12 protein-coding genes are annotated in these 26140 nt (G+C 29.4%); 10 read left to right on the forward strand and 2 right to left on the reverse strand.

The features are described from left to right. The first annotated feature begins 10 nt into the window (after positions 1-10). From malQ to pulA, 4 genes are all read left to right on the forward strand, one after another. Positions 11-1507 carry a 4-alpha-glucanotransferase gene (malQ, locus tag K5V21_RS00240; RefSeq protein ID WP_221858219.1) on the forward strand — a complete coding sequence of 499 codons (1497 nt, stop codon included), beginning with the start codon at positions 11-13 and terminating at the stop codon, positions 1505-1507. 3 nt (positions 1508-1510) lie between these two features. Continuing rightward, complete coding sequence (locus K5V21_RS00245; protein ID WP_221858220.1) at positions 1511-3871, forward strand: glycogen/starch/alpha-glucan phosphorylase; 2361 nt, start codon at positions 1511-1513, stop codon at positions 3869-3871. 18 nt (positions 3872-3889) lie between these two features. After that, the gene (locus K5V21_RS00250; RefSeq protein WP_221858221.1) at positions 3890-5908 is read left to right on the forward strand and encodes an amylo-alpha-1,6-glucosidase; all 2019 of its coding nucleotides are present in this window, start codon (positions 3890-3892) and stop codon (positions 5906-5908) included. A 94-nt stretch (positions 5909-6002) separates the two neighbouring features. After that, a complete protein-coding gene (pulA, locus tag K5V21_RS00255; protein ID WP_221858222.1) occupies positions 6003-8018 on the forward strand; it encodes a type I pullulanase in 2016 nt (671 codons plus the stop codon). 135 nt (positions 8019-8153) lie between these two features. Here the strand turns inward: pulA and K5V21_RS00260 are convergent, their stop codons facing one another. After that, positions 8154-8852, reverse strand: a complete 699-nt coding sequence (locus K5V21_RS00260) for a DUF2628 domain-containing protein (RefSeq protein ID WP_221858223.1) — start codon at positions 8850-8852, stop codon at positions 8154-8156. Positions 8853-9038: 186 nt separating this feature from the next. After that, the gene (locus K5V21_RS00265; RefSeq protein ID WP_221858225.1) at positions 9039-10223 is read right to left on the reverse strand and encodes a cation diffusion facilitator family transporter; all 1185 of its coding nucleotides are present in this window, start codon (positions 10221-10223) and stop codon (positions 9039-9041) included. A 352-nt stretch (positions 10224-10575) separates the two neighbouring features. Here K5V21_RS00265 and K5V21_RS00270 point away from each other — a divergent pair, with 352 nt between their 5' ends. The 6 genes from K5V21_RS00270 to glpK all read left to right on the forward strand — a co-directional run bounded on the left by K5V21_RS00270 (position 10576) and on the right by glpK (position 25958). Next, positions 10576-11874 carry a M18 family aminopeptidase gene (locus K5V21_RS00270; protein ID WP_221858227.1) on the forward strand — a complete coding sequence of 433 codons (1299 nt, stop codon included), beginning with the start codon at positions 10576-10578 and terminating at the stop codon, positions 11872-11874. 275 nt (positions 11875-12149) lie between these two features. After that, on the forward strand, positions 12150-13076 hold the full coding sequence (locus K5V21_RS00275) for a DMT family transporter (protein WP_204593125.1): 927 nt from the start codon (positions 12150-12152) through the stop codon (positions 13074-13076). Between the two features lie 47 nt (positions 13077-13123). After that, positions 13124-14401: an L-cysteine desulfidase family protein gene (locus tag K5V21_RS00280; protein ID WP_221858229.1), complete on the forward strand. Its 1278-nt coding sequence runs from the start codon at positions 13124-13126 to the stop codon at positions 14399-14401. Positions 14402-14734: 333 nt separating this feature from the next. Next, positions 14735-23287, forward strand: coding sequence for a GH36-type glycosyl hydrolase domain-containing protein (locus tag K5V21_RS00285; protein ID WP_221858231.1), 8553 nt, complete (start codon positions 14735-14737; stop codon positions 23285-23287). A gap of 466 nt (positions 23288-23753) precedes the next feature. Next, positions 23754-24311 carry a glycerol-3-phosphate responsive antiterminator gene (locus K5V21_RS00290; protein WP_204593128.1) on the forward strand — a complete coding sequence of 186 codons (558 nt, stop codon included), beginning with the start codon at positions 23754-23756 and terminating at the stop codon, positions 24309-24311. Between the two features lie 150 nt (positions 24312-24461). Next, positions 24462-25958 (forward strand): glycerol kinase GlpK, encoded by a 1497-nt coding sequence (glpK, locus tag K5V21_RS00295; RefSeq protein WP_221858232.1) that lies wholly within the window; start codon positions 24462-24464, stop codon positions 25956-25958. The last annotated feature ends 182 nt before the right edge of the window (positions 25959-26140 follow it).

A 26140-nucleotide genomic window follows, 5' to 3' on the forward strand; every position in this document is an offset into this window, starting at 1 on the left:
TATAAAAATTATGAGAAAGAGAAGTAGTGGGATATTAATGCATATCTCTTCTCTTAATGGAAAATTCGGAATCGGTTCCATGGGAGAAGAAGCTTATGAATTTGTAGATTTTCTTGTATCAGCAGGTCAAAAGTACTGGCAGATACTACCTCTTGGTCACACTAGTTATGGAGATTCACCATATCAATGTTTCTCAGCTTTTGCTGGAAATCCACATTTTATAGATTTTAAAATATTATGTGATGAAGGACTTCTTAAAGAGGAAGATTATATTGATAAAAATTTTGGAGATGATCCAGAGTTTGTAGATTACGGACTAATATTTGAACTTAGAAATGAAATTCTTAAAAAAGCATATGAGAATTTTAAGAGTAAAGAATTAAATGGATATCAAGAATTTAGATATAAAAGATTTAAAGAAGAAAATAAATTCTGGCTTGAAGATTACAGTGCTTATATGGCTATCAAAGAGTATTTTGGCTTAGTTTCATGGCAAGAGTGGGATGAAGATATAAAAAATAGAGAAGAAAAAGCTCTTAATAAATATAAAAAAGAACTTAAAGATGAGATAGAATATTATAATTTTATTCAATTCATATTCTTTAAGCAATGGAATGAACTTAAGGAATATGCAAATTACAATGGCGTAGAGATAATAGGAGATATTCCAATATATGTTGCAGAAGATAGTGCAGATATGTGGAGTAATCCAAAAATGTTTAAAGTTGATGAAGATAATACTCCAAAATTTGTGGCAGGATGTCCACCAGATGCTTTTGCAGTAACAGGTCAATTATGGGGAAATCCAATATATGATTGGGATGCTATGGATAAAGACGGATATAAATGGTGGATTCTTAGAATAAGAGAAAGCTTAAAGCTTTATGATATGGTCAGAATAGATCACTTTAGAGGTTTTGAATCTTACTGGGAAGTACCTTATGGAGATGAAACAGCAGTAAATGGAGAATGGGTCAAAGGACCTGGAATTAAATTATTTAATGCAATTAAAGAAGCTTTAGGCGATGTAAATATAATTGCAGAAGATTTAGGATTTATGACAAATGAGGTAATAGAATTTAGAAATGAAAGTGGATTTCCTGGAATGAAAGTACTTCAATTTGGATTTGGTGGGGAAGATAGTACTGATTTACCTCATAATTATATAAATAATTCTGTAGCTTATACAGGAACTCATGATAATGATACAGTACTCGGATGGTTTGAAAATAATACTTCAAAAAAAGAAATTAAAAAAGCGAAGAAGTACTTATCATTAAATGAAGAAGAGGGAGTAAGTTTTGGTTTTATAAGAGGTATTTGGAGTTCAGTAAGCTTTTTATCAGTAGCTACTATGCAAGATTTATTAGACCTTGGTAGTGAAGCTAGAATGAATATACCTTCAACTCTAGGTGGAAACTGGGAGTGGAGAATAAAACCAGGACAACTAACTGATGAACTAGCAAAAAAGATATACGATTTAACAAAGTTATATGGGAGGCTATAAAAGATGAGAGAAGAATTAAAAAAGAGCATGGAAAGAGAATTAAAAATTAGATATGGAGTAGGATTAGATGATGCAGATGCAGGACAAATATTTAGTAGTCTTTCATCAGCTTTAATGGAAACTATAGTAGATGATTGGAATAATACACAAGAAGTTTATGAAGAAGGTAAACAAGCTTATTATTTCTCAGCAGAATATTTAATGGGAAGAGCCCTTGGTAATAATTTAATAAGTTTAGGATTATATGAAGAAGTAGAAGCGTTACTTAAAGAATTAAATATAGATATAAATGTTATTGAAGAAGCTGAAGATGATGCAGCACTTGGTAATGGAGGCCTTGGAAGACTTGCTGCATGTTTTATGGATTCAGCAGCATCAATGGAAGTACCACTAAGAGGTTATGGAATTAGATATTCAAATGGATTATTTAAGCAATACTTTGAAGATGGATTCCAATATGAATGTGCAGATAACTGGTTAACTCATGGTGATCCTTGGAGCATAAGAAAGGATAAAGATGAGGTAATAGTTAAGTTTAAGGGAATGGATGTTAAAGCAATTCCATACGATACACCAATAATAGGATATAAGAGTAAAAATATAAATACTTTAAGACTATGGAAATGTGAGCCAATAGAAGAATTTGATTTTAATGCATTTAATGAAGGTAAATATGCTAAAGCAGTAGAGCTTAAAAATAAAGCTGATGATATATCAAGAGTATTATATCCAAATGATGATATGAAGGCTGGAAAGTTATTAAGACTTAAGCAACAATATTTCTTAGTAAGTGCATCACTTCAAGATATACTTAGAAATCATATAAGAATTCATGGAGAAAACTTTGATGAGCTTCATAAATATCATGCAGTTCAATTAAATGATACTCACCCAGTCCTTGCAATTCCAGAGCTTATAAGAATATTAGTAGATGATTATGGATTATCTTTTGATAAGGCACTTAATATAACAAAGGGTATATTTGCATACACTAATCACACAATATTAGCAGAAGCACTTGAGAAGTGGGATAATAAATTAATGGTAGCTTTATTCCCAAGAATAGTGCAAATAATCAAGATGATTGATACAAGATTTATAAAAGAATTAAAGAAAAAGGGTTACTCAAAGGAAGAAATAGAAGAATTTAGAATAGTTAAAGATGGAGTAACTAGAATGGCAAACCTTGCAATTCACATAGGATTTGCAGTTAATGGTGTTGCAGAGTTACACACTGATATATTAAAGGATATTGAACTTAATAATTGGTACAAGCTATATCCAGAGAAGTTCCAAAACAAGACTAACGGAATAACTCCAAGAAGATGGCTTAGATTATGTAATAGACAATTATCTTCATTTATAACAGAGCTTTTAGGAGATGAATCTTGGGTTAAAGATTTAGGAAAACTTAAAGAACTTGAAAAGTTTAAAGATGACGAAGAAGTTTTAAATAGATTCATGGAAATAAAGCATGAAAAGAAAGAAGAACTTGCTAAGTATATTAAGGAAACAGAAGGAATAGAAATTGATCCAGATTCAATATTTGATATTCAAATAAAGAGATTACATGAGTACAAAAGACAATTATTAAATACATTATATGTATTGGACCTTTACTATAGATTAAAGAAAAATCCAAAGCTTGATATTCCAAAGACAACATTTATATACGGGGCTAAAGCATTCCCGGGCTATAGAAGAGCTAAAGCTATTGTCAAATTTACTAACGAAGTTGCAAAGCTTATAAACAATGATAAGGACATAGATGGAAAGATAAAGGTTGTATTCGTAGAGAATTACAGAGTTTCTTATGCTGAAAAATTATTCCCAGCAGCAGATCTTTCAAAGCAAATTTCAACAGCTGGTAAGGAAGCATCAGGAACAGGTAACATGAAATTTATGTTAAATGGAACTCCTACATTTGGTACTTATGATGGTGCAAATGTTGAAATAGTAAGAGAAAGTGGAGAAGAAAATAACTTTATCTTTGGACTAAGAGTTGAAGATATAGAAGCTTTAAAAGGAAAGTATGACTGCAAGAAGTTCTACAAAAAGGATCCTTCACTTAAGAAAGTAATAGATTCACTAATAGATGGAACATTTAGTGATGGAGGAACTGGATTATTTGAGGATTTATATAATTCATTAATTGAAGAAGGCGATGGATACTTCTTATTAGCAGACTTTGAAGCATTTAAAAAGGCTGAAGATGAAGTATTTAAAGCTTATAAAGATAAGAAGAGATGGGCTAAGATGTGCTTTGAAAATACTTGTAATGCAGGTACATTCTCTTCAGATAGAACTATATTAGAGTACAGCAAAGATATTTGGGGAATTAATCAGATTGAAAATACAAAGTAGTATTTAGGAGAATTTATTATGAGATTTGGTAAAAATAGCTGTAAAAGCTATGAAAGAGGAATTGAAAAGGAATGGATGCTTTCAAATGGAAGAAGTGCTTTCTCAGGAAGTACTATGATAGGTGCAAATAGTAGAAAGTATCACGCTATATTAATAGCAGCACTTAAATCTCCAGATGAAAGACATATGATATTACCTAAAGTTTGTGAGAAATTTATTTCAAAAGGAACAGAATATCCATTAACAACAACTAAGTATAAGGATGAAGTTATTGAAGGTTATAAAAACCTTCAAAGCTTCTCATATAATGGGATACCAGAGTATACTTACTTTGTAAATGGAACTTCAATAAAGAAAAGAGTATTCTTAGAGCGAGGGAAAAATACAGCTGTGATAGAGTATTCAATTAAAGGGAATAAAGACGGGGGAGACCTTATACTTACTCCATGGTTTTCTTTTAGAAATCCAGGAGAACCAAGCAAGGATGAAAACCTTAAATTTAATAAGAGTTATTTAGATAATGGTTTTAATCTTATCCCAGAGCTTAAAAAGGATTTAAATATAAGATTATTTGTATCTGAGGGTGAAGTATCATCTAAAGAATCTAGTATAACTTCAGAAGTTTATTATGATGTAGATAAATCAACAGGTGATAAATATCTAGATAGATATTATGTTCCAGGAGATGTAACTATTAGTATTAGACCGCATGAAGAAAGAAAAGTATATTTAGTCTGTACTATTGAAAAAGATACAGAAATTAATGCTAAGGATATAGTTAAAAAAGAAGAAGAGAGAATTGAAAGTTTAAGAAATACTTTTGATGATGATAGAGTAATAGCAAAGTATCTTCCGATATCAGCAGATCATTTCATAGTTGATAGAGATTCAATAAATAGCAAAACTATTCTTGCTGGATACCCATGGTTTTTAGATTGGGGAAGAGATACTATGATTGCATTAACTGGTGTAGGAATGTGTACAGGAAGACTTGATGATACTAAGGATATTTTAAGAAGCTTTAGTATATATGAGAAGAATGGGCTAATTCCAAATATGTTCCCTGATTTTGGGCAAGAACCTTTATATAATACAGTAGATGCTTCACTTTGGTATATTCATGCTATATACATGTATTTATTATATAAGAATGACCCAAGGGAATTAAACTTTGTAAAAGAAGAATTATATGGAACTATAAAAAACATTATTAAAGCATATATGGAAGGAACAGATTTTTCAATAAAGATGGACGAAGATTCATTAATTATGGCAGGGGATGGGCTAGACCAAGTTACATGGATGGATGTAAGAGTTAATGGAATAGTTGTTACTCCAAGACATGGTAAGCCTGTTGAAATAAATGCTCTTTGGTACAATGCATTAAAGATAGCATCACTACTTGGTGAAAAGTTTAATGATAAAGAATATAAAGAGTATGAAAGTATTGCAGTAAAAGTTAAGAATTCATTTAATGAAAAGTTCTGGAATGAAGATGAAGAGTGCCTTTATGATGTAGTTAATAATATAGAGAGTGATCCGTCTATAAGACCAAATCAAGCATGGGCAATATCTCTTCCATTTACTATGCTTCCTAAAGATAAGGAGATTAAAGTAATAGAAAAGATATATGATTGCTTATATACTCCTTTTGGACTTAGAAGTTTAAGTAAAGATCATGAGGATTATAAGCCTGTTTATGAAGGTAAACTTATAGATAGAGATATGGCATATCACCAAGGAACAGTTTGGTCATTTCCAATAGGAGCATTTTTAAGTGGTTATTGTAGAGTACATGAGTACTCAGAGGAAGCTATAAAGTTTGTAGATGAAGCACTTAAAGAAATGGAGATTCATATAGAAGATCAATGTCTTGGTGGAATAGCTGAAATATTTGATGGAGATTCTCCACATAATCCTAGAGGTTGCTATAATCAAGCTTGGGGAGTTGGAGAAGTTTTAAGAGTATACTATGAGTGCATAAGAGGCAATAATAAAAGACTAGAAGAAGCAAAGAAGAATATATTTAATAAATAAAATAATGTCCTATAATCATAAAGAATAAAGAATTTATCTAATATGATTATAGGACTTTTAAGAATAAAGAGTTTGTTTAAGGATGTGAGGGTATATGAATATAAAAGAAATATATAATACGTATAATGGAGATGAAAAAGCTAAGCTAAGGGATATATTTAACTCAAAAGAATTTGAAGAAAAGTATGGTTATGATTTAGAGTTAGGAGCAATATATTCAAAGGATAAAACTATATTTAGATTATGGTCACCAGTAGCTTCGAAGGTAACATTACAATTATTTTATAAAGATGACCAACTAAATAAGTTATGTAAACTTAAATCTATTGAAATGGAAGAAATAGATAACGTATGGACTTTAGAGAAAAATGGAGATTTAAATAAAGTTTATTATAGATATGAAATAGAAATAGGAGATAAGGTAAATATAGTTACAGATCCTTATTCAAAAGCTGTATCTGCTAATGGAGAATATTCAATGGTAGTAGACTTAGAAGAAACCAATCCAGTAGGTTGGAATAAGGATAAAAAGCCAGAATTTAAAGATCCAACTGATGCAATTATATATGAAATGCATATAAGAGATTTTACAATAGATGATAATTCAGGATCAAATTTTAAAGGTAAATATAGAGGTGTATGGGAGTCACGTACTAAAACAGATGGTGGATTAGCTACAGGAGTAGATCATTTAAAAGAGCTTGGAATAACTCATGTACATTTACTTCCAACATTTGATTATAAATCAGTAGATGAAACAAAGTTAGATGAGCCGCAGTATAACTGGGGATATGATCCGGAACATTATAATTGTCCAGAGGGATCATATTCAACTAATCCTTTTGATGGAGATGTAAGAATAAAAGAATTTAAAGATATGGTTTTAAATCTTCATAAAGAAGGTCTAAGAGTAGTTATGGATGTGGTTTATAATCATACATATGAATCAAAAAATTCATTATTTAATAAAGTAGTACCATACTATTACTATAGAGAAGATGAAAATGGAAATCTTTCAGATGGTTCAGCTTGTGGAAATGAAACTGCATCAGATAGAAAAATGTTTAGAAAATTTATGATAGATTCAGTAGTATATTGGGCTAAAGAATATCATATTGATGGATTTAGATTTGATTTAATGGGATTACATGATATTGAAACTATGAAGCTTATAAGAGAAGAACTTGATAAAATAGATAAATCTATAATTATTTATGGTGAAGGTTGGGCTGGAGGAGAAACTCCACTAAAAGAAAACGATAGAGCTTTAAAGAAGAATACAACTCAATACGAAAAGCTTCAAATAGCGGCATTTAGTGATGATATAAGAGATGGTGTTAAGGGTGATGTATTTATTGAAGAAAAGCCAGGCTTCGTAAATGGAGGAGAAGGCTTTGAAGAAACAATAAAATGTGGGATAGTAGCTTCAACAAATCATGATCAAATAGATTATTCAAAGGTTATATATTCAGATGAATTTTGGGCAAATGAGCCATATCAAACAGTTACTTATGCATCAGCACATGACAATTATACATTATGGGATAAGCTTTATATAACAGCTAGTGAAGAGTCTGAAGAAGACCGTATAAAAATGAACAAATTAATAGCTTCAATAATTCTGACTTCACAAGGTATATCATTCATACATGCAGGTGAAGAATTCTTAAGAACTAAGATTGATGAAAATGGAACTCTAATTGAAAATAGTTTTAAATCAAGTGATTTAGTTAATAGGTTAGATTGGAGCAGAAAAGAAAAATATAAGGATGTCTTCGAATATTATAAAGAACTTATAAATCTAAGAAAAAATCATAAAGCTTTTAGAATGAACTCATCTGAAGAGATAAGAGAAAACTTAAGATTTTTAGATAGTAACGAAGATAAGGTTGTTTCATATATAATAAATGGAGAATCATTAAATGATAGATTCAAAAAGATAATGATTATATTAAATGGTAATAAAGATGAAGCTAAAGTAAATCTTTTAGAAGGCATATGGAAACTAATTGCTAATGGAGAAAGAGTCGATGAAGATGGAATTAGTGAGGATATTTGTAATGAGATAATAGTAGATGGAAGAAGTGCAAATATATTAGTTATAGAATAAATAATGTAAGAAATAGGAAGTGCTACAAAATGACTATAAATAAATAGTTATGATCAGTTTTTATTTCTATATTTTAGTCAAAAGAAGGGGTGTTACAAACCCAACTTTAATTAGTTTTGCAACATCCCTTTAAAATTAAACTCCAAAGAAAAATGCTCCTATTAATGATATAAAGACTAGAACAGTTAATATTACTATGAATGCAGTTATTCCAAATAAAACTAAAGGTGCAACGAGATTAGTACCACCATTAGTACTTAAACGTAAATAAAGTGCATCAGTACTTAAATTTTTAGAGTACTTTTTAATATTTCTTATCTTAGTTAGTGAATCTTTTATATATATTTGATTTGCATATACTCCAACACCTATTCTTATAACTAAGAAAGCTATTGGTGCAAAAGAACCTAAGAAAAATGACACCCCTATATTAATTGCAAATAATATAGCAGCAATCTTGTACATTTTTCTATATAAAAGCCAATAAACCATTAAAAAGAATGCAGCCCAGTTCCAAGAAGAAAACTTTTCATTATCTCTGTACATCTCTAATTTTTCTAAATAATACTCGGTATTTTTCACTCCTATAAATGAAACAAATTCATTAGAAGTTATATCATCGTCGTTTATACTATTATTATAACAATTTTGATAATAGGAATTATTACCGTGATCTTTATTAAAATCATTATAGGAAGAGTTAAATGCATTTGAAGATTTTGATTCTCTAGCTTTAGATTCATCTAAATGAATATATTCTTTATTGGATTCACATGAAGGATTATTACATTTTCCATCAGTGCCCAGTTCACTCCCACATTTTTCACAAAACATTGAATATCCCCCTTATTCAAATGATAACAAAGTTAGTATAACACACAGAAAACTTTAAAACAATTACAAATATTACTTTATATGTAATTTAAACTGATCAAAAATACCTCATTAAGTAGAGGATAAATAATAATTTAACCAATTCTGCTTAACAAGGTATATTTAACTTAATTAAAAGGAATTTAACTAATCATTACTATAATCATGATCCACTGTTATTACACAATTATAATTAGGATGAATCTCTTTTATTGACTTAATGATATCCTTCTTTAGATCTTCTTCATCCATAACTTTGCATAAAGCTTTTGAATTTACTACTATATCAAATATAAGGTTTTTTTCATTTCCTTCCCCAACTATCCTAAAGTCATGCATTGATTTTATTAAAGGATTATATTTAATAATTTTATTTACTTCTTTATAAGCTGCATTAACTTCATCATCTGATAAGCATATAGGATCCATGTGAATAACTAAGTAAATATTTAATTTTTTAGATATCTCTCTTTCAGCTTTATCTATAATATTATGTATTTCCATAATATCAATATCTGATGGTATTTCAGCATGAGCTGAGGCCATACATCTACCTGGGCCATAATTATGAACTATAAGGTCATGTACACCTGTTATATTATCATAAGATAACATCATAGTTTCTATATCTTTTACAAGTTCAGGATCTGGTGCTTCTCCAAGAAGTGGATTTATAGTTTCACGAACTAAAGAGAATCCAGAATAAACTATAAATAAAGCTACAACAATACCTATATACCCATCTATAGGGAATGTAGTGAATTTAGCTGCAAGTAAAGATATAGCAACGCATGTTGATGTAAATACATCTCCTAAAGCATCAACAGAAGCTGCTTTTAGTGCAGATGAATCTATTCTATTTCCAATAAATTTATTAAATCTTGAAAGCCAAAACTTAAGAAAAATTGAAATAATAAGTAATATAAATGGAATCCATTCAAACTTTATTAATTCAGGATTTAATATCCTTTCAAAGGATGATCTTACAAATTGAAATCCAACTAGCATAACCATAAATGCTACTACAAGAGCTGATAAATATTCCATTCTTCCATGACCAAATGGATGTTTTTCATCTGCTGGCATATTAGCCATTTTAAAGCCAGCTATAGTTATTACAGACGATCCCGCATCAGATAGGTTATTAAATGCATCGGCCGTTACTGCAATACTAGATACTAACATACCAACAGTAAATTTAATCATAAATAAGATAAGATTAACTATTATCCCGATTATTCCGCCTAAGAAGCCATAATTGTTACGGACATCTTTATCCTTTGTATTTTCATTATTTTTAATGAAGGTTTTTACTAAAAGATTTGAAAGCATTGAAATTTCCCCTCCAGTTTAAATTATATAATTTATTCTAACTTACTAATAAATATTAATCAAATTTATTTGGGTAAAATTACTATTTTACATAATGAGGAATATGATGTGATATAATTACTTTATGTAGAATGTAATAATTTTATATAGTTATTGATAACATAAATTACATAAATTACATAAAATATTCATATAGAAATTTGTAAATAGTAGAATTACAAAGGTAGGCCTTTATTGTAAATTAGTAGAGTTTGAATAAAGTATTAAATGAACTATCATTACATCATATATATAATTAAATATGATAGAATGTATTTAATATAAATAGTGGAAAGTGTTAGGAGGAATTAACATGGAAAAGAAATTAGCACAAGAATTAATAGATTTTTTATATGAAAGTCCAACAGCTTATCATGCTGCATATTCAGTAAAGGATATATTAGATAAAGAAGGTTTTGAAGAAATATTTGAAAAAGATTCATGGAGCCTTAAAAAGGGTGGAAAATACTATTTAGTAAAAAATAACTCAGCAGTAATAGCTTTTAAAGTTGGTAATGGAGAAATCGAAAAAGACGGATTCAGACTTATAGGAGCGCATACAGATGCACCGGGATTTAAGATAAAACCAAACGCAGAAATGAAGACAGAAGACCATTATGTAAGATTAAATACAGAAGTATATGGTGGACCAATACTTTATACTTGGTTTGATAGACCACTTGGAGTAGCTGGAAGAGTAATATTAAAAGGAAAATCACCTTTAAAGCCAGAAGTTAAGTTAGTAAACATAAATAAGCCAGTATTAATAATACCAAGTATAGCTATTCACATGAATAGAACAGTTAATGAAGGATATAACTTCAATAGACAAAAGGATACTTTACCATTAGTAGGATTTGTAAATGAAGAGTTAGAAAAGAAAGGTTACTTAATGAGCCTTTTAACTAAAGAACTTGGAGTTTCAGAAGAGGAGATATTAGATTTTGATTTATTCTTATATGAATATGAAAAAGGATGCGTAATGGGAATAAATGAAGAGTTCATATCTGCTGGAAAATTAGATGATCAATGGATGGTATTTGCAGGAATAAAAGGATTAATAAATAGTACAGATATAGATTCAACAAAAGTAATGATTTGTATTGATAATGAAGAGATAGGAAGTTTAACTGCACAAGGTGCTCAATCAAACCTTATAAGAAGAACACTTGAAAGAATTACAATTGCTTTAGGTAAAAGTACTGAAGAATTCTTTAGAGCAGTTTCAAACTCATTAATGATATCAGCTGATTTAGCTCATGCTGTACATCCAAACTTACCAGACAAACATGATCCAACAAATAGACCATTATTAGGCGAAGGACCAGTTCTTAAGATAGCAGCTTCAGGAAGCTACTCAACAGAAGGTGTTGCAGCTGGAATATTTGAATCAGTATGCGAAGAAGCAAAAGTACCAGTACAAAAATTTGTTAATAGATCAGATGTAAAGGGTGGAACAACAATAGGACCAATGTCAGCAGCTGACCTTTCTATACCAGTTGTAGATATGGGAGCACCACTTATAGGAATGCACTCAGTTAGAGAGCTTGCATCTGTTAAAGATAATTTCTATACAATAGAAGCATTTACAAAGTTCTTTAGCTTAAATTAGAAAGTTCTAATTTAATGTAAAGAGTATTTTAAATTCTCCTTGATATTATTAAGACATAAACTTAATGATTTCAAGGAGAATTTTTTTTGTAAAGACCAAAAGAAAAGTGATGCTTAATATATATAGTAAGTAATTTATTACTCCCTAAATAAAAAATATAATAAAAGTTTAAATAAGTAATTGACAATGAAAATATAGATAATTAGAATGAATACTTGAGTGAGAAACTTAGGATAAAATTTAAATGATTAACAATATTATTAGGGGGTAAATTTATGAAAAATTACAAAGGAATATTATTTGCAATTTTAGCATCAGTAGCATTTGGATTAATGCCTATATTTGCTAAGTTTGCTTATATAAATGGATCAAATCCAAATACAGTACTATTTTTTAGATTTGCAATAGCATCATTAGTATTATTAGTATATTTATTATGTAAAAATGTATCTATTAAAGTGACTAAAAATCAATTTTTATTACTTTTTATTACTGGGCTTATAGGATATACAATAACAACTCAAACATTATTTATGTCATATAATTATTTAGGAGTAGGACTAGCCACTACATTACATTTTATTTATCCAGCATTTGTATGTATATTAGAATATATTTTCTTTAAAAAGAAGATGAGTAGAAACAAATTACTTTCATTAATATTTGCAGGAATAGGAGTTTATGCATTAATAGCATTTGAAAATAATACATTAAGTGCATTAGGATTATTCTTAGCACTATTCTCAGGGATAGCTTATGGAATTAATATAATAATGTTAGCTATGAAGCAAATCAAAGATATTGATAATAGAGTAATAACAATGTATATAACATTTGGTGCAGCTGTTGGAATGTTTATATATAGTCTTATAGATGGTTCATTAATTACAAAGGTTACAATGAATCTAGGAGTAGCATATATTTTAATAGCTGTTGTATCTACAATCCTATCAATGATATTACTATTAAAAGGAATAGAGATGATTGGGGCTTCATCAACATCGATTCTTGGGACTTTTGAGCCAATTGTTAGTATAATAATGGGAATCCTACTATTTAGAGAAGAGCTTACATTTGCCCTTATTATAGGAACAATATTAATACTTATATCAACAATTATTTTAGCTAGAGATAAATCTGGTGATGAAACTATTGAAGAAATAATAGAAGAAAAGAATCATAATATAGGTCTTGAAATATAAAAGTGATATAATTATCTTAAAAACACAGGGGAAGAAGGGAACATATTATGAGAAGAGAATTTTTAGATATATTAAGTAAAGAAATAGTTCCAGCAGAAGGGTGCACTGAGCCTATAGCAGTAGCATATGCAGCTTCAATTGCTGTAGAAAATTTAGGCGAAGAATTAATTAATATGGAATTATTACTTAGTGCTAACATTATAAAAAATGCTTTAGGAGTTGGAATTCCTGGAACAGGAAAAGTAGGTATAGAAATAGCAGCTGCCTTAGGTGCTGTTATAAAAAAATCAGATAAGAAGCTTGAAATATTATCAGATTTTTCTAAAGAACAATTAGAAGAAGCAAATAAGATTGTGGAAGATAAAATAATTAAAGTATTTCAAAAAGATACTTCCGAGAAACTTTATATAGAAGTAATTGCAAAGGGAGAACATGGTATTTCCAAGGTTGTAATTGCAAAAGATCATACTAATGTTGTATTGATACAAAAAAATGAAGATGTTATCTTAGATAATCAAGAAGACTCATTGAAAAAAGGAAGTAAAGATTCAAGTTGTGCAAGTGATCTATCTATTGAAGAAATATATAATTTTGCAACTAATATGCCTTTTGAAGATATAAAGTTTATATTAGAAGGTGCTAATATGAATAGAAGAGTATCAGATGAAGGATTAAAAGGTGGATATGGTTTAGAAGTTGGAAGTAAAATAATAGAAGATAAAGGCTTTAATCTATTTACAAATAATTTGGCAAATAGAGTAATTGCAGCAACAGCAGCAGCTTCAGATGCTAGAATGGATGGATGCTCAATGCCTATAATGACAACTGCTGGATCAGGAAATCAAGGTATTGCTTGTTCAATGCCAGTAGCTGAAACAGGGAAGGTATTAGAAAAGTCAGATGAAGATATTGCAAGGGCATTAATTATAAGTAACTTAATGACTATCCATATAAAAGAATATATAGGAAGACTTTCACCTCTTTGTGGTGCAGGTATTGCAGGGGCAACAGGTGCTTGTTGTGGTATAACATATCTTTTAGGTGGAAATCTTACTAATCTAAAGCATGCAGTAAACAATATGATATCAGATGTTATAGGCATGATATGCGATGGTGCTAAAAGTACATGTGCTTTAAAAATTGCAACAGCAACAAATGCAGCAATTCAATGTGCAACTCTTGCAATGAACAATATATCTCCATCATCAAAGGACGGAATAATTTTTGAAGATGCAGAAGATACAATAAAAAATATTGAAGTACTAGTTAAAGACGGATTAAACAATGCAGATAACACAATACTAAATATAATGCTTAGAAAATAATATGATTTAAAAGTTATTCACTATATAAAGACTCAGAGTATAAAACAATTTTATGTTTTATGCACTGAGTCTTATTTTTTATCCACAGATATGTCAATTATTATTCCTTTAAATGTTAATTTATTTAGATAAATAAGAGTGTATATCAGCGATTTATAACGTAGTTTTATATTTTCAATATTAATTTATGCAGATAAATAAGTTAAGTATAGAGAACTTATTTATAAATAAGAATAAAACTATTTTCATAATTAAATATTTATAGGTAATTATTTTTTTGTTTTTGGTAAAAACTATTGCTACAAGTAAAACTTTGCAAAGGAGAAGATTATAGTGGATAAAAACAATTCATTAAATTGCAGAAAGAACGTCATTAATGAGCTAAAGCTTAGTTTTATGAAAATAAAGGATACTTATAAGTATATTAAAGTTTTATCAAATGAGGGTGAAGAAATAATTGGTTCTGGAGAATGGCTTTTAGATAACATCTATCTTATTGAAAAGGAATATAAGGCTATAAGGACTAATATGCCAAGAGCGTATTTTGAAAATCTTGCTATAGAGGAAGAATCAAGTGGAAGGGTTCCTAGAATATTTATATTAGCTAGAGAAATGATAAGAGAAAATAAAGGAAGGGTTACAGAGGAAGAAGCAATATCTTTTATTCTAGAAAAAAATAAAAGACTTAATATGGGAGAATTATGGGCGTTTCCATTAATGCTTAGGGCAAGTCTTATAATAAATATTTCAAAGGTTACAGATGAATTAAAGAGTATATATAAGGATAGAAAAGAGGGAAGGGAACTAGCTTATAAAGTAATTTCAGTAAAGAATAATGAAAATAGATTGAATATCTTAGAAAAAATTAATGATAGGTCAAAAGTATTTACAGAAGAATTTTATAAAGTTTTAAAAGATAACTCTATTGAAGATGAAGAAGTATATAATATTGCCATTTCTAAATTGGATAAAGATAAGCAAGATAAAAACTTAATAAGAAGTTCTTTTATAGAAGGTTCATTAGAGGATACTATAGGGTCATCTATAACATCACTTAGAGAAATAGACGGGATAAATTGGAGAAGATTTTTTAGTGAGACATCAATAGTAGAAAAAACACTTATGAAGGATCCAGATAGAACTTATGGAAAAATGGATTTTAAGTCTAAGGATTATTATCGTCATAAGATAGAAAAGATATCTAGAAAATATAAAATCAAAGAAGAGCTAGTTGCAGAAAGATTAGTATTTCTTGCAGAAAGAGCAAGGGAGTCAGGAAAGATTGGATGTAAAAGTCATATTGGATATTATCTAATTGATGACGGTATAAGACAATTAAATAAAGAATTAGGTTCAAGAGTAAACATAAAGAACAAATTTAGTCAAAATATGTTTTGGCTTATAAATGCGCTTGGAACACTACTTATAATTTTTATTGTCTTATCTCTAGGATATTTATCAGGTATTGAATATGAAAGACATCAGTATATTTTAGCTGGAATAATACTAATTATTCCGGCAAGTGAAATAGTTGTTAATATAATAAATTGGATTACATGCAAGATGGTCCCTATGAGGCACGTTCCCAAAATAGATTTGAGAAATGGAATAGGAGAGGCTCAAAAGAGTGTAGTTATAATTCCAACCATTATAAATTCTATAAATAGTGCAAAAGAAATGGTAAAAAAGTTAGAGGTAATATATCTTGCAAATAAAGAAGAAAATTTATATTTTGCAATTCTCGCAGATTTTCCAGATAGTGATAAAGAAATCAAAGAGAATGATAAGATAATTAACGAAATTACAATAAGAGAAATTAATAGATTAAATAGAAAGTATTGCATAGATGCAGGGGATAAGTTTTTCTTCCTTAATAGACAAAGAATATATAATTCTCATGAGGGAGTATTTATGGGAAGGGAGAGAAAAAGGGGAAAGATAATGGAGTTTATTGCACTATTAAAGGGAGAAGAAAATGAACATACCTTTAATGTTGTTAGTAGCTCTATAGAAGAACTTAGAAATGCGAAATACATAATAACACTAGATTCCGATACCTTTATGCCAAGAGGAGTTGTTAAAAAGCTTATAGGTGCGATGATGCATCCTCTAAATAGAGCAGTATATAAAGATAATGTTGTAAAAAGAGGATATACAATAATGCAACCTAAAGTTTCTATATCTTTAGAGAGTAAAAATAAAAGTGAATTCTCAAAGATTTTTGGTGGAGAAGGCGGTGTTGATGGATATTCAACAGCTTATTCAGATACGTATCAAGACTTATTTGGTGAAGGATCATTTACAGGTAAGGGAATAATTGATATAGATGTATTCTATAGAGTATTAAAGGATGAAATTCGTGAAAATAAAGTATTAAGTCATGATTTGTTAGAGGGTTGTTATACAAGAAGTGCTTTAGTTACAGATTGTGAGTTAATTGATAACTATCCATCCTCATATCTTGCAAGTGCAAAGAGATTACATAGATGGGTCAGAGGGGATTGGCAACTATTGCCATGGATATTCTCATCCAAATTGTCTATGCTGTCGAAGTGGAAAATATTCGATAATTTAAGGAGAAGTCTACTGGCACCATCACTTATGGTAGGAGTTGGAATTGCACTTCTTTTATTAAATAGAGGAATAGAAGTAACTATTCTTTTATTCTTGGCTTTAATAATGCCATTATTATTTACTATTACAGACTTTGTAGTTACTCCTAAAAATAAATTAATTGGAACTATAAAAACATTAAGGCAGATAGTCTTTATTATAAGTTTTATACCTTATCAGACTTATATTATGATAGGAGCTATTTTAAAAGCGTTATTTAGATTATTTATTTCTAAAAATCATTTATTAGAGTGGCAGACAGCCGAAGATGCCGAAAGGACAGTTAAAAATACAATTGGATATTACTATGAAAAAATGTGGTTTTCAGTAATAGCTGGAGCATTGTTTATAGTTATTAGTTTTAGGTCATCATTAATCCTTGGAGTGATTATAAGCATATTATCTATTGTATGGATTTTATCACCGTTATTAGCGTATAAGATTAGTAAAATTCATAAAGAGGAAAAAGTTAAGCTAAGTGATAAGGAAAGAGATTACTTAAGATGTATAAGTAGAAGAACATGGGCATATTATGAGGATTTTGTAAATAGTGAAAATAATTATTTAGCACCAGATAATTATCAAGAGAAACCTTATAAAGGGGTTGCAAATAGAACATCACCAACTAATATGGGGATGGGACTTATATCGAATATAGTTGCATATGACTTAGGATATATATCTTTTGGAGAAGTTGTAGACAGAATAGAAAATATATTAAGTGGAATGAATAAACTTGAAAAATATGAAGGGCATTATTTAAATTGGTATGATACAAAAACAGCAATGCCTTTGTGGCCTAGATATGTCTCAACAGTAGATAGTGGTAATTTGTTAGGTTATTTATGGGTTTTAAAAGAAACTCTGAAAGAATATAAGAAAAAACCATTAATAAGAAAAGAAGAACTTACTGGGCTAACAGATATTTATAGAATTTTAAAGATAGATAGTGATGCTACACTGGAGAGGCTAGATAGAGAAGACGGAAAAGAATATATTCTAGTACTTGAAGATGAACTTAAAAGAGTTAAAAAAATAAAAGAAGAAAATAAAGATAGAGATGAAGAGTTTAAGTATTGGATAGATAAATTAGAAAATGAAATCAAAACCAAAATAGATTATGCAGATTACTTCTTTGATGGAGTAAACAAAATTCTATCAGAATATTTTAAGAAAAAAAGTCCATCTCTCTTAGAACTTAAAGAAGAGATAAAAGGAATGGCAGAATACTCAGGAGAAGACTTTAAAAATATACTAAATGAAAAGATAATAGACTTAGAAAGTTTTGAGGATAGGGTAGATAATTTAATCTTAAATATAGAAAGTATAATGGATGAAATGAATTTTTCTATATTATATCAAAAGGATAGAGAACTATTCTCTATAGGATATAACTTAGAAGAAGATTCTTTAGGTAATTCTTATTATGATTTATTAGCATCAGAAGCAAGAATTACATCATTCTTAGCAATAGCTAGAAATGAAGTTGATACTAGTCATTGGTTTAAGCTAGGAAGAGCAATGACTAATGCATTTAGAGGGAGAAGTTTAGTTTCATGGAGTGGAACTATGTTTGAATACTTTATGCCAAATCTTTTAATGAAAAGTTATAAGGGAACACTTTTAGACTTAACTTATAGATCAGTTATAAAGGCTCAAATTTCATTTGCTAGGAAGAAAAAGGTACCTTGGGGAATATCTGAATCAGCATATTATCAATTTGATATAGGAGAAAATTATCAATATAAGGCTTTTGGAGTGCCGGGAATAGGTTTAAAGAGAGGTCTTGAAGATGAGATAGTAGTATCACCATATTCAACTTTAATGGTATTACCTTGGGCAAAAGATAGATGTATAGAAAATTTAAAGTTATTAGAGAGCCAGGGGGCATTAGGAAGATATGGCTTTATAGAAGCTATTGATTTTACTCCAAATAGAATAAATAAAATATTAAGTGAAGAAGTAATATTAGATGATCAAACTGATGAAATAGTAGAAGAATTAGAGGATGAGAAAATAAATAAGCAAGTAAAAGTAGTAGATGATTATAAAGACTATGAAGAGAATGATACAGAAGGAAAGAGGCGTAGGATAAGGTCAGGCGGTAAAAAGGTTAAATGCTATATGGTTCATCATTTAGGTATGTCATTATTAAGTTTAGATAATATATTAAATGATAATATACTTCAAAAGAGATTTCATGATATACCAGAAATAAAGGCAACGGAGATATTACTCAAGGAAAAGGTTCCAGAATATATAACGTTTGAAAGAGATATAGAAGTTCAACATGAAAGAAAAAGACTTGAAACAGAGGACTTTGTAAAAAGAGTATATAAAGGTGCACTAAGAGATAATCCAGAAGTTTTATTATTATCAAATGGAACATTTTCAAGTATGATCACTTTAACAGGAAGTGGTTATTCTAAAAGAGGAGAAGATCTTCTTTATAGATGGAAAGGAGATACTACATCAGATAGTAGTGGATTATTTTTCTATATAAAGAATCTAAATTCTAATGATTATTGGAGTGCTACTTATGAGCCTTGTAAGAGCGAAGGAGAAGATTACACTGTAGAATTCTCTATAGACAAAGGTGAATTTAGTAAGAAGGAAGGCTCTATAGAAAGTAAAATGGAGATAGTTGTATCACCCGAAGATAATCTAGATATTAGAAAGATAACATTAAGAAATACTGGTGATAAAGGAAGAAGTATAGAAATAACAAGTTATATGGAGATAACCTTAGCTAGCTTTGAAGGAGATTCTGCTCATCCAAGTTTTTCAAATCTTTTTATAGAAACTGAATATGATGACGAAAGCTCTACATTACTTGGAAAGAGAAGGGCTAGAATACCAAGTGGAAAGGTGCCATACATATTCCATAAGGCAATAACAACAAGTGATTTAAAGGGTTCATTAAGTTATGAAACATCAAGAATTAATTTTATAGGTAGAAATAGAACTTTAAAATCACCGGTAGCACTAGATAATGATAATTCATTAAAAAATACTGTAGGAATAGTTTTAGATCCTATCATGAGTATAAGGAATGGAATTAGATTAGATGCAAATGAAGAGAAGGTAATATACTTTATAACAGGTGTAGCTGATGATAGAGAAGAAGCTATAAGAATAGCTAGTGATTATAGCAATGTTAATAGATTAGAATCAGCAATTAGAATGTATAATAAATCAATGCAGGTACAGCTTAGAAATCTTGGCATTAAGTCATCACAAGCTAATATATATCAAAGCTTAGCTTCCTATATACTCTTCTTAAATGATGGAAGAGCAGATAGAGAAGAATATATAAGAAATATAAATAAGCACCAAAAGGATTTATGGGCTTATGGAATTTCAGGAGATATAAAAATTGCTATGCTTGTTGTTAAAGATGATGATGATATAGATATTATTAGATCAATGATAAAAATGCATAATTACTTTATAAGCAAAGGTCTTAAAGTGGATTTAATAATATATAACCAAGAAGAATTAAGTTATGAACAGCCACTTCAAAAGAGTATATTGCAATTAATAAATACCTTAAGTGATGGTGAAATTTTAAATAAACCAGGTGGAATCTTCATACATAATAAAGCCAGTATGAATGAAGAGATAAGGGATTTTATAATTGGAATTTCATCTATTTATATAAATAGTGAAAAAGGAACAATATTAACTCAAATGAAAGGGTTAGAAGAAGAGAGAGAAACTACAAGAAGACATAAGGAATTATCAGAAAGCAATATAACAAAAGTGGATATAGATGATAATTCCATAGGAGGTACAGGTGATTATAATTATGATTTTGATAATAAAGTATCTGGTAATGATTATGAAGTAAATAATTACAATGAAGAAATAGAAGAGATAAAGAAAAATTTAGATTTCTTTAATGGTTATGGTGGATTTGATAAGAAGGATGGAAGTTATGTAATAATACTTGAAGATTATAATAATACACCAGCTCCGTGGATAAATGTAATTTCTAATGAGAATTTTGGTTTCCATATATCAGAGGTAGGTTCATCTCATACTTGGTGTGGAAATAGTAGAGAGAACAAGATAACACCTTGGAATAATGATTGGGTTCAAGATACTTTAGGTGAAGCTATATATGTTAGAGACAATAATGATGGTAGATATTTCTCAATAACGCCTAAGCCAGTTAGAGATGAAGGCGCATATATAATCCATCATAGTTTTGGATATTCAAGTTTTAAGCATACTTCATGTGGAATTAAAAGTACTATGACAACATTTTGTCCAAAGGAAGAAAAAGTTAAAATTCAAAGGGTTATATTAGAAAATACATCAGATGAAGAAAGAGATATATCAGTATTTTACTATGCACAGTTAGTTCTAGGAGTTTTAAGCTATCAAACAGCTAGATATATAAGTACATATAAGAAGAAAGATTATATATATGGTAAAAATCCTTACTCTGAGTATTTTGGTAAGCTTAAGGCCTATTCAACTATATTAGGAGGAGAAAAGTTAAGTTTCACTTGTGATAGAAGAGAGTTTATTGGAATTTCTGGAAGTTTAGAAGAACCATTAGGATTAAAATATGAAAACTTACAAGAGAGTTTCGGAAGTGTTCTAGATCCATGTTTAGTTACACAATGTAATATAAAGCTAAAGCAGGGTGAGACTAAGGAATTAATTATACTTTTAGGTGAAGAGGAAGATGAAGAGAATATAGAAAAAATAATAGAAAAGTATAATAATATATCTAATGTTGATGAAGAGTTAGATAGAGTTAAGAAATATTGGGGCGATTTCCTAGGAAATATAAGTGTAAAAACTCAAGATAAGTCGATGGATTACTTATTAAATGGTTGGCTACTTTATCAAAATTATAGTTGTAGATATTTAGCTAGAACTGCATTTTATCAATCAGGAGGAGCCTATGGATTTAGAGATCAACTTCAAGATTCAATGTCTATAGGGCTAATAAATCCTAAGATAACTAAAGATCAAATTATAAGAAGTGCATCAAGACAATATCTTGAAGGTGATGTACAACATTGGTGGCATCCTATAATAAATAGTGGAATAAGAACAAGATTCTCAGATGATTTATTATGGTTACCTTTTGTTACAGCTGAATATATAGACTTTACTGGAGACTACAGTATATTAAATGAGAAAGCACCTTATCTAGAGGATGAACCTTTAAGAGAAGGTGAAGATGAAAGATATACTATAGTAAATCAATCAAGTGCGGAAGGAACTATATATGAGCATTGTATAAAAGCCATTGAAAGAGGATTAAGATTTGGTGATCATGGAATTCCATTAATGGGTAGTGGAGACTGGAATGATGGTATGAGTACAGTTGGAAATGAAGGAAAAGGAGAGAGCGTATGGCTTGGGTGGTTCCTTTATAAGATACTAACAAGTTTTGAAGAAATCTGTGATCATATGAATGATAGTGAAAAGAAAGATAGATATATAAAAATGAAAGAATATATTAGAGAAAATCTTGAAAAGAATGCTTGGGATGGTGGCTGGTACAGAAGAGCATATTTTGATAATGGAATGCCACTAGGATCAAGAGAAAATGGAGAATGTAAAATAGATTCACTAGCTCAAAGTTGGTCAATAATATCAGAAGGTGGAAATTTAGATAGAGCAAAGGAAGCTATGGAAGCTGTAGATAGAAATCTAGTTGATGAAAATCTGGCATTAATAAAACTTTTAGCACCGCCTTTTGAAAAGTCAAAAGAAGAGCCAGGGTATATAAAGGGATATGTTGCAGGTGTCAGAGAAAATGGTGGTCAATATACTCATGCAGCAACTTGGGTTATATTAGCACTTACAAAACTTGGTATGGGAGATAAAGCTCTTAGATACTTTGATATGATAAATCCAATAAATCATACAAATACAGAATTAGAGTGTAGAAGATATAAGTTAGAGCCGTATGTTATGGCAGCGGATGTCTACATAAGAGAGCCTCATGGCGGTAGAGGCGGTTGGAGCTGGTATACTGGAACAGCTGGTTGGATGTATAAAGTTGGTCTTGAGAATATACTTGGATTTAAAGTTTATAAAGGGGAAGGCTATAAAATAACTCCTTGCGTTCCTAAGTCATGGAAGGAATTTGAGATAAATATAAATAGAGAAAATGAAGAATATAATATAAGAGTTATAAAATCAGATAAAGATAAAATTATTATAAATGGAGAAGAGATAGATGGAAATATAATACCGAAGAATTTAGGAAAAGTGAATATAGAGTTATATTATAAAGAAAAATAAAGTTTAGCAGCCTCTTTATATAAAATAGAGGCTGCTTTTTGCAGTTAAAAAGTTAAAATTTTATAAACAAATAAGAAAGTATTAAATAAATATAAAAAATGAACAAAAATATAACATTAAAATAATGGTATAAAAGTAAAAATTGTTAAATAAATATCAATACTTATGTAAAGCGATAATGGACTAAAAAGATAAAAGGCATAAATTATATTAAAGTATAAGTTTTTAATTATATACATAAAATCAACTTAGTATCGACTTATAAAGAATATAATTTTTTAATTAGTTTATTAATTACTAAAAAGTATGAAAATAAATATAATTATAAATATTTAATAAAATAATATAAAATAAAGGAAAATGTTAAAAAATTATCTAAATTGACAGGTAATTTTTAAAGTGCAATAATAAAAATAAATAAATAGTAAACATTTACAACAAAATATATTACATAGGGGACGTATTTATGAATTTTAGTGAAGTATTATCAGACAATCCAATTATAGCAGCAGTAAAAAATTTCGAAGAACTAAATATAGCAATAAACTCAAATATTGAGGTTATATTTGTTCTTTTTGGGGATATTTTAAATGTTAAGGAAATTAGTGAAATAATAGATGATAAAAATAAGATTGGAATTGTACATGTTGATTTAATTGATGGATTAAATCAGAAAGAAGCAGCAATTAAGTATTTAAGAAAAGAAACAAAGTTTAAAGGTATAATTAGTACAAAATCTCAAGCAATAAAACTAGCAAAAGAAAATGGATTTATTGCGATACAAAGGAGCTTTGTATTTGATACTATTTCACTTAAAAATGTAAAGAATCATGTAATATCAGATATAGATGCAATTGAAATTTTACCAGGATTAATTCCTAAAGTAATTGATAAAGTATCAAAAAGTACAAATAAGCCTATTATATGTGGAGGCCTTATAGAAACAAAGGACGAAGTAATGATGGCTTTAAGTTCAGGTGCCACATCCGTTTCTACAACAAAAAGAGAAATTTGGGATATGTAGTTTAACGCATTAATTAATCGATAGCGACTTCAGTATAATTAATAGCAAGTAATAACTAAATAAACTAATAAGAAACAAAGATATTAATTTTAATAAGGGAAAATTAATAGGAGATTGTTAAGATAAGTATTAAGTAGAGGTGTGTGTAGAATGGAAAAGTATATTATAGCCTTAGATCAAGGGACAACAAGTTCAAGAGCTATTATTTTTGATAATGAACAAAATATATTAGGAGTTAGCCAAAAAGAAATAACACAAATTTATCCTAAAGAAGGATGGGTTGAACATAACCCAATGGAAATATGGGCAACTCAATATGGGGTTCTTCAAGAAGTTATGGCAAAAACAAATATAACTCAAGAAGAAATAGCCGCAATAGGAATTACAAATCAAAGAGAGACTACAATTGTATGGGATAAGAAAACAGGGGAACCTGTATACAATGCAATTGTTTGGCAATGTAGAAGAACAGCTTCAATCTGTGATAAGCTTGAAAAGGATGGATTGAAAGATTATATAAAAGAGTCGACAGGCCTTGTTTTAGATGCATATTTTTCAGGAACTAAAATAAAATGGATTTTAGATAACGTGGAAGGTGCAAGAGAAAAAGCTGAAAAGGGAGAACTTTTATTTGGAACTGTTGATACATGGCTTGTTTGGAAGCTTACTGGTGGTAAAGTTCATATAACAGATTATACTAACGCTTCAAGAACAATGCTTTACAATATAAACACATTAGAATGGGATGATAAGATGTTACAAGTCTTAGATATACCTAAATCAATGTTACCGGAAGTAAAAAATTCTTCAGAGGTTTATGGATATACAAATCTTGGAGGAAAAGGTGGTTTTAGAGTGCCAATAGCTGGTATTGCTGGAGACCAACAAGCAGCTTTATTTGGACAGGCTTGTTTTACAAAAGGATCAGCTAAAAATACTTATGGTACAGGATGCTTCTTACTTATGAATACTGGTGAAGAAAAGGTTGAAAGTAAAAATGGACTTTTAACTACAATAGCAATTGGTATTGATGGCAAGGTGCAATATGCATTAGAAGGTTCTGTTTTCGTAGGTGGTGCCGTTATCCAATGGATTAGAGATGAGCTTATGCTTGTAAATGATGCACAAGATACTGAATATTTTGCAAAGAAGGTTAAAGACAATGGAGGAGTTTATGTAGTTCCTGCATTTGTTGGACTTGGTGCACCTCATTGGGATATGTATGCTAGAGGAGCTATATTTGGATTAACTAGGGGATCAAATAGAAATCATATAATTAGAGCAGCACTTGAATCTATAGCATATCAATCAAAAGATGTTTTATATGCTATGGAAGAAGATGCAGGATATAAGATAGAAAGTATAAAGGTTGATGGAGGAGCAAGTAAGAATGAATTCTTAATGCAATTCCAATCAGATATAACAGATAAAGAAGTTACAAGACCAATAATAACAGAAACAACTGCTCTTGGAGCAGCTTACTTAGCAGGACTTGCAGTTGGATACTGGAAAAGTAAAGATGAGATTGCTAAGTCATGGTATGTAAGTGAGACATACAAGCCAAATTTCTGTGATGAAGAAAGAAGTAAATTATATTCAGGATGGAAAAAGGCAATTGAAAGAGTTAAAGGTTGGGAAGATCAATAAAATAGATGCAAATTTGTGAAAACGATTGACAAGCCTTAAAAAATGTGATAATATATAAATATAATCAAATACAAGTGTTGAGAGAGATAGAGTCAAGCACATAAATTAAGGATGAATAGTCCTTAGTTTCTGCTTGGCTTTTTTTGTTCTGTATACTTAAAGATTCAAGTTATCTTATAGCC

Origin of the sequence: Clostridium sardiniense (assembly GCF_019753795.1) — a bacterium.
Taxonomy (GTDB): Bacteria; Bacillota; Clostridia; order Clostridiales; family Clostridiaceae; genus Clostridium; species Clostridium sardiniense.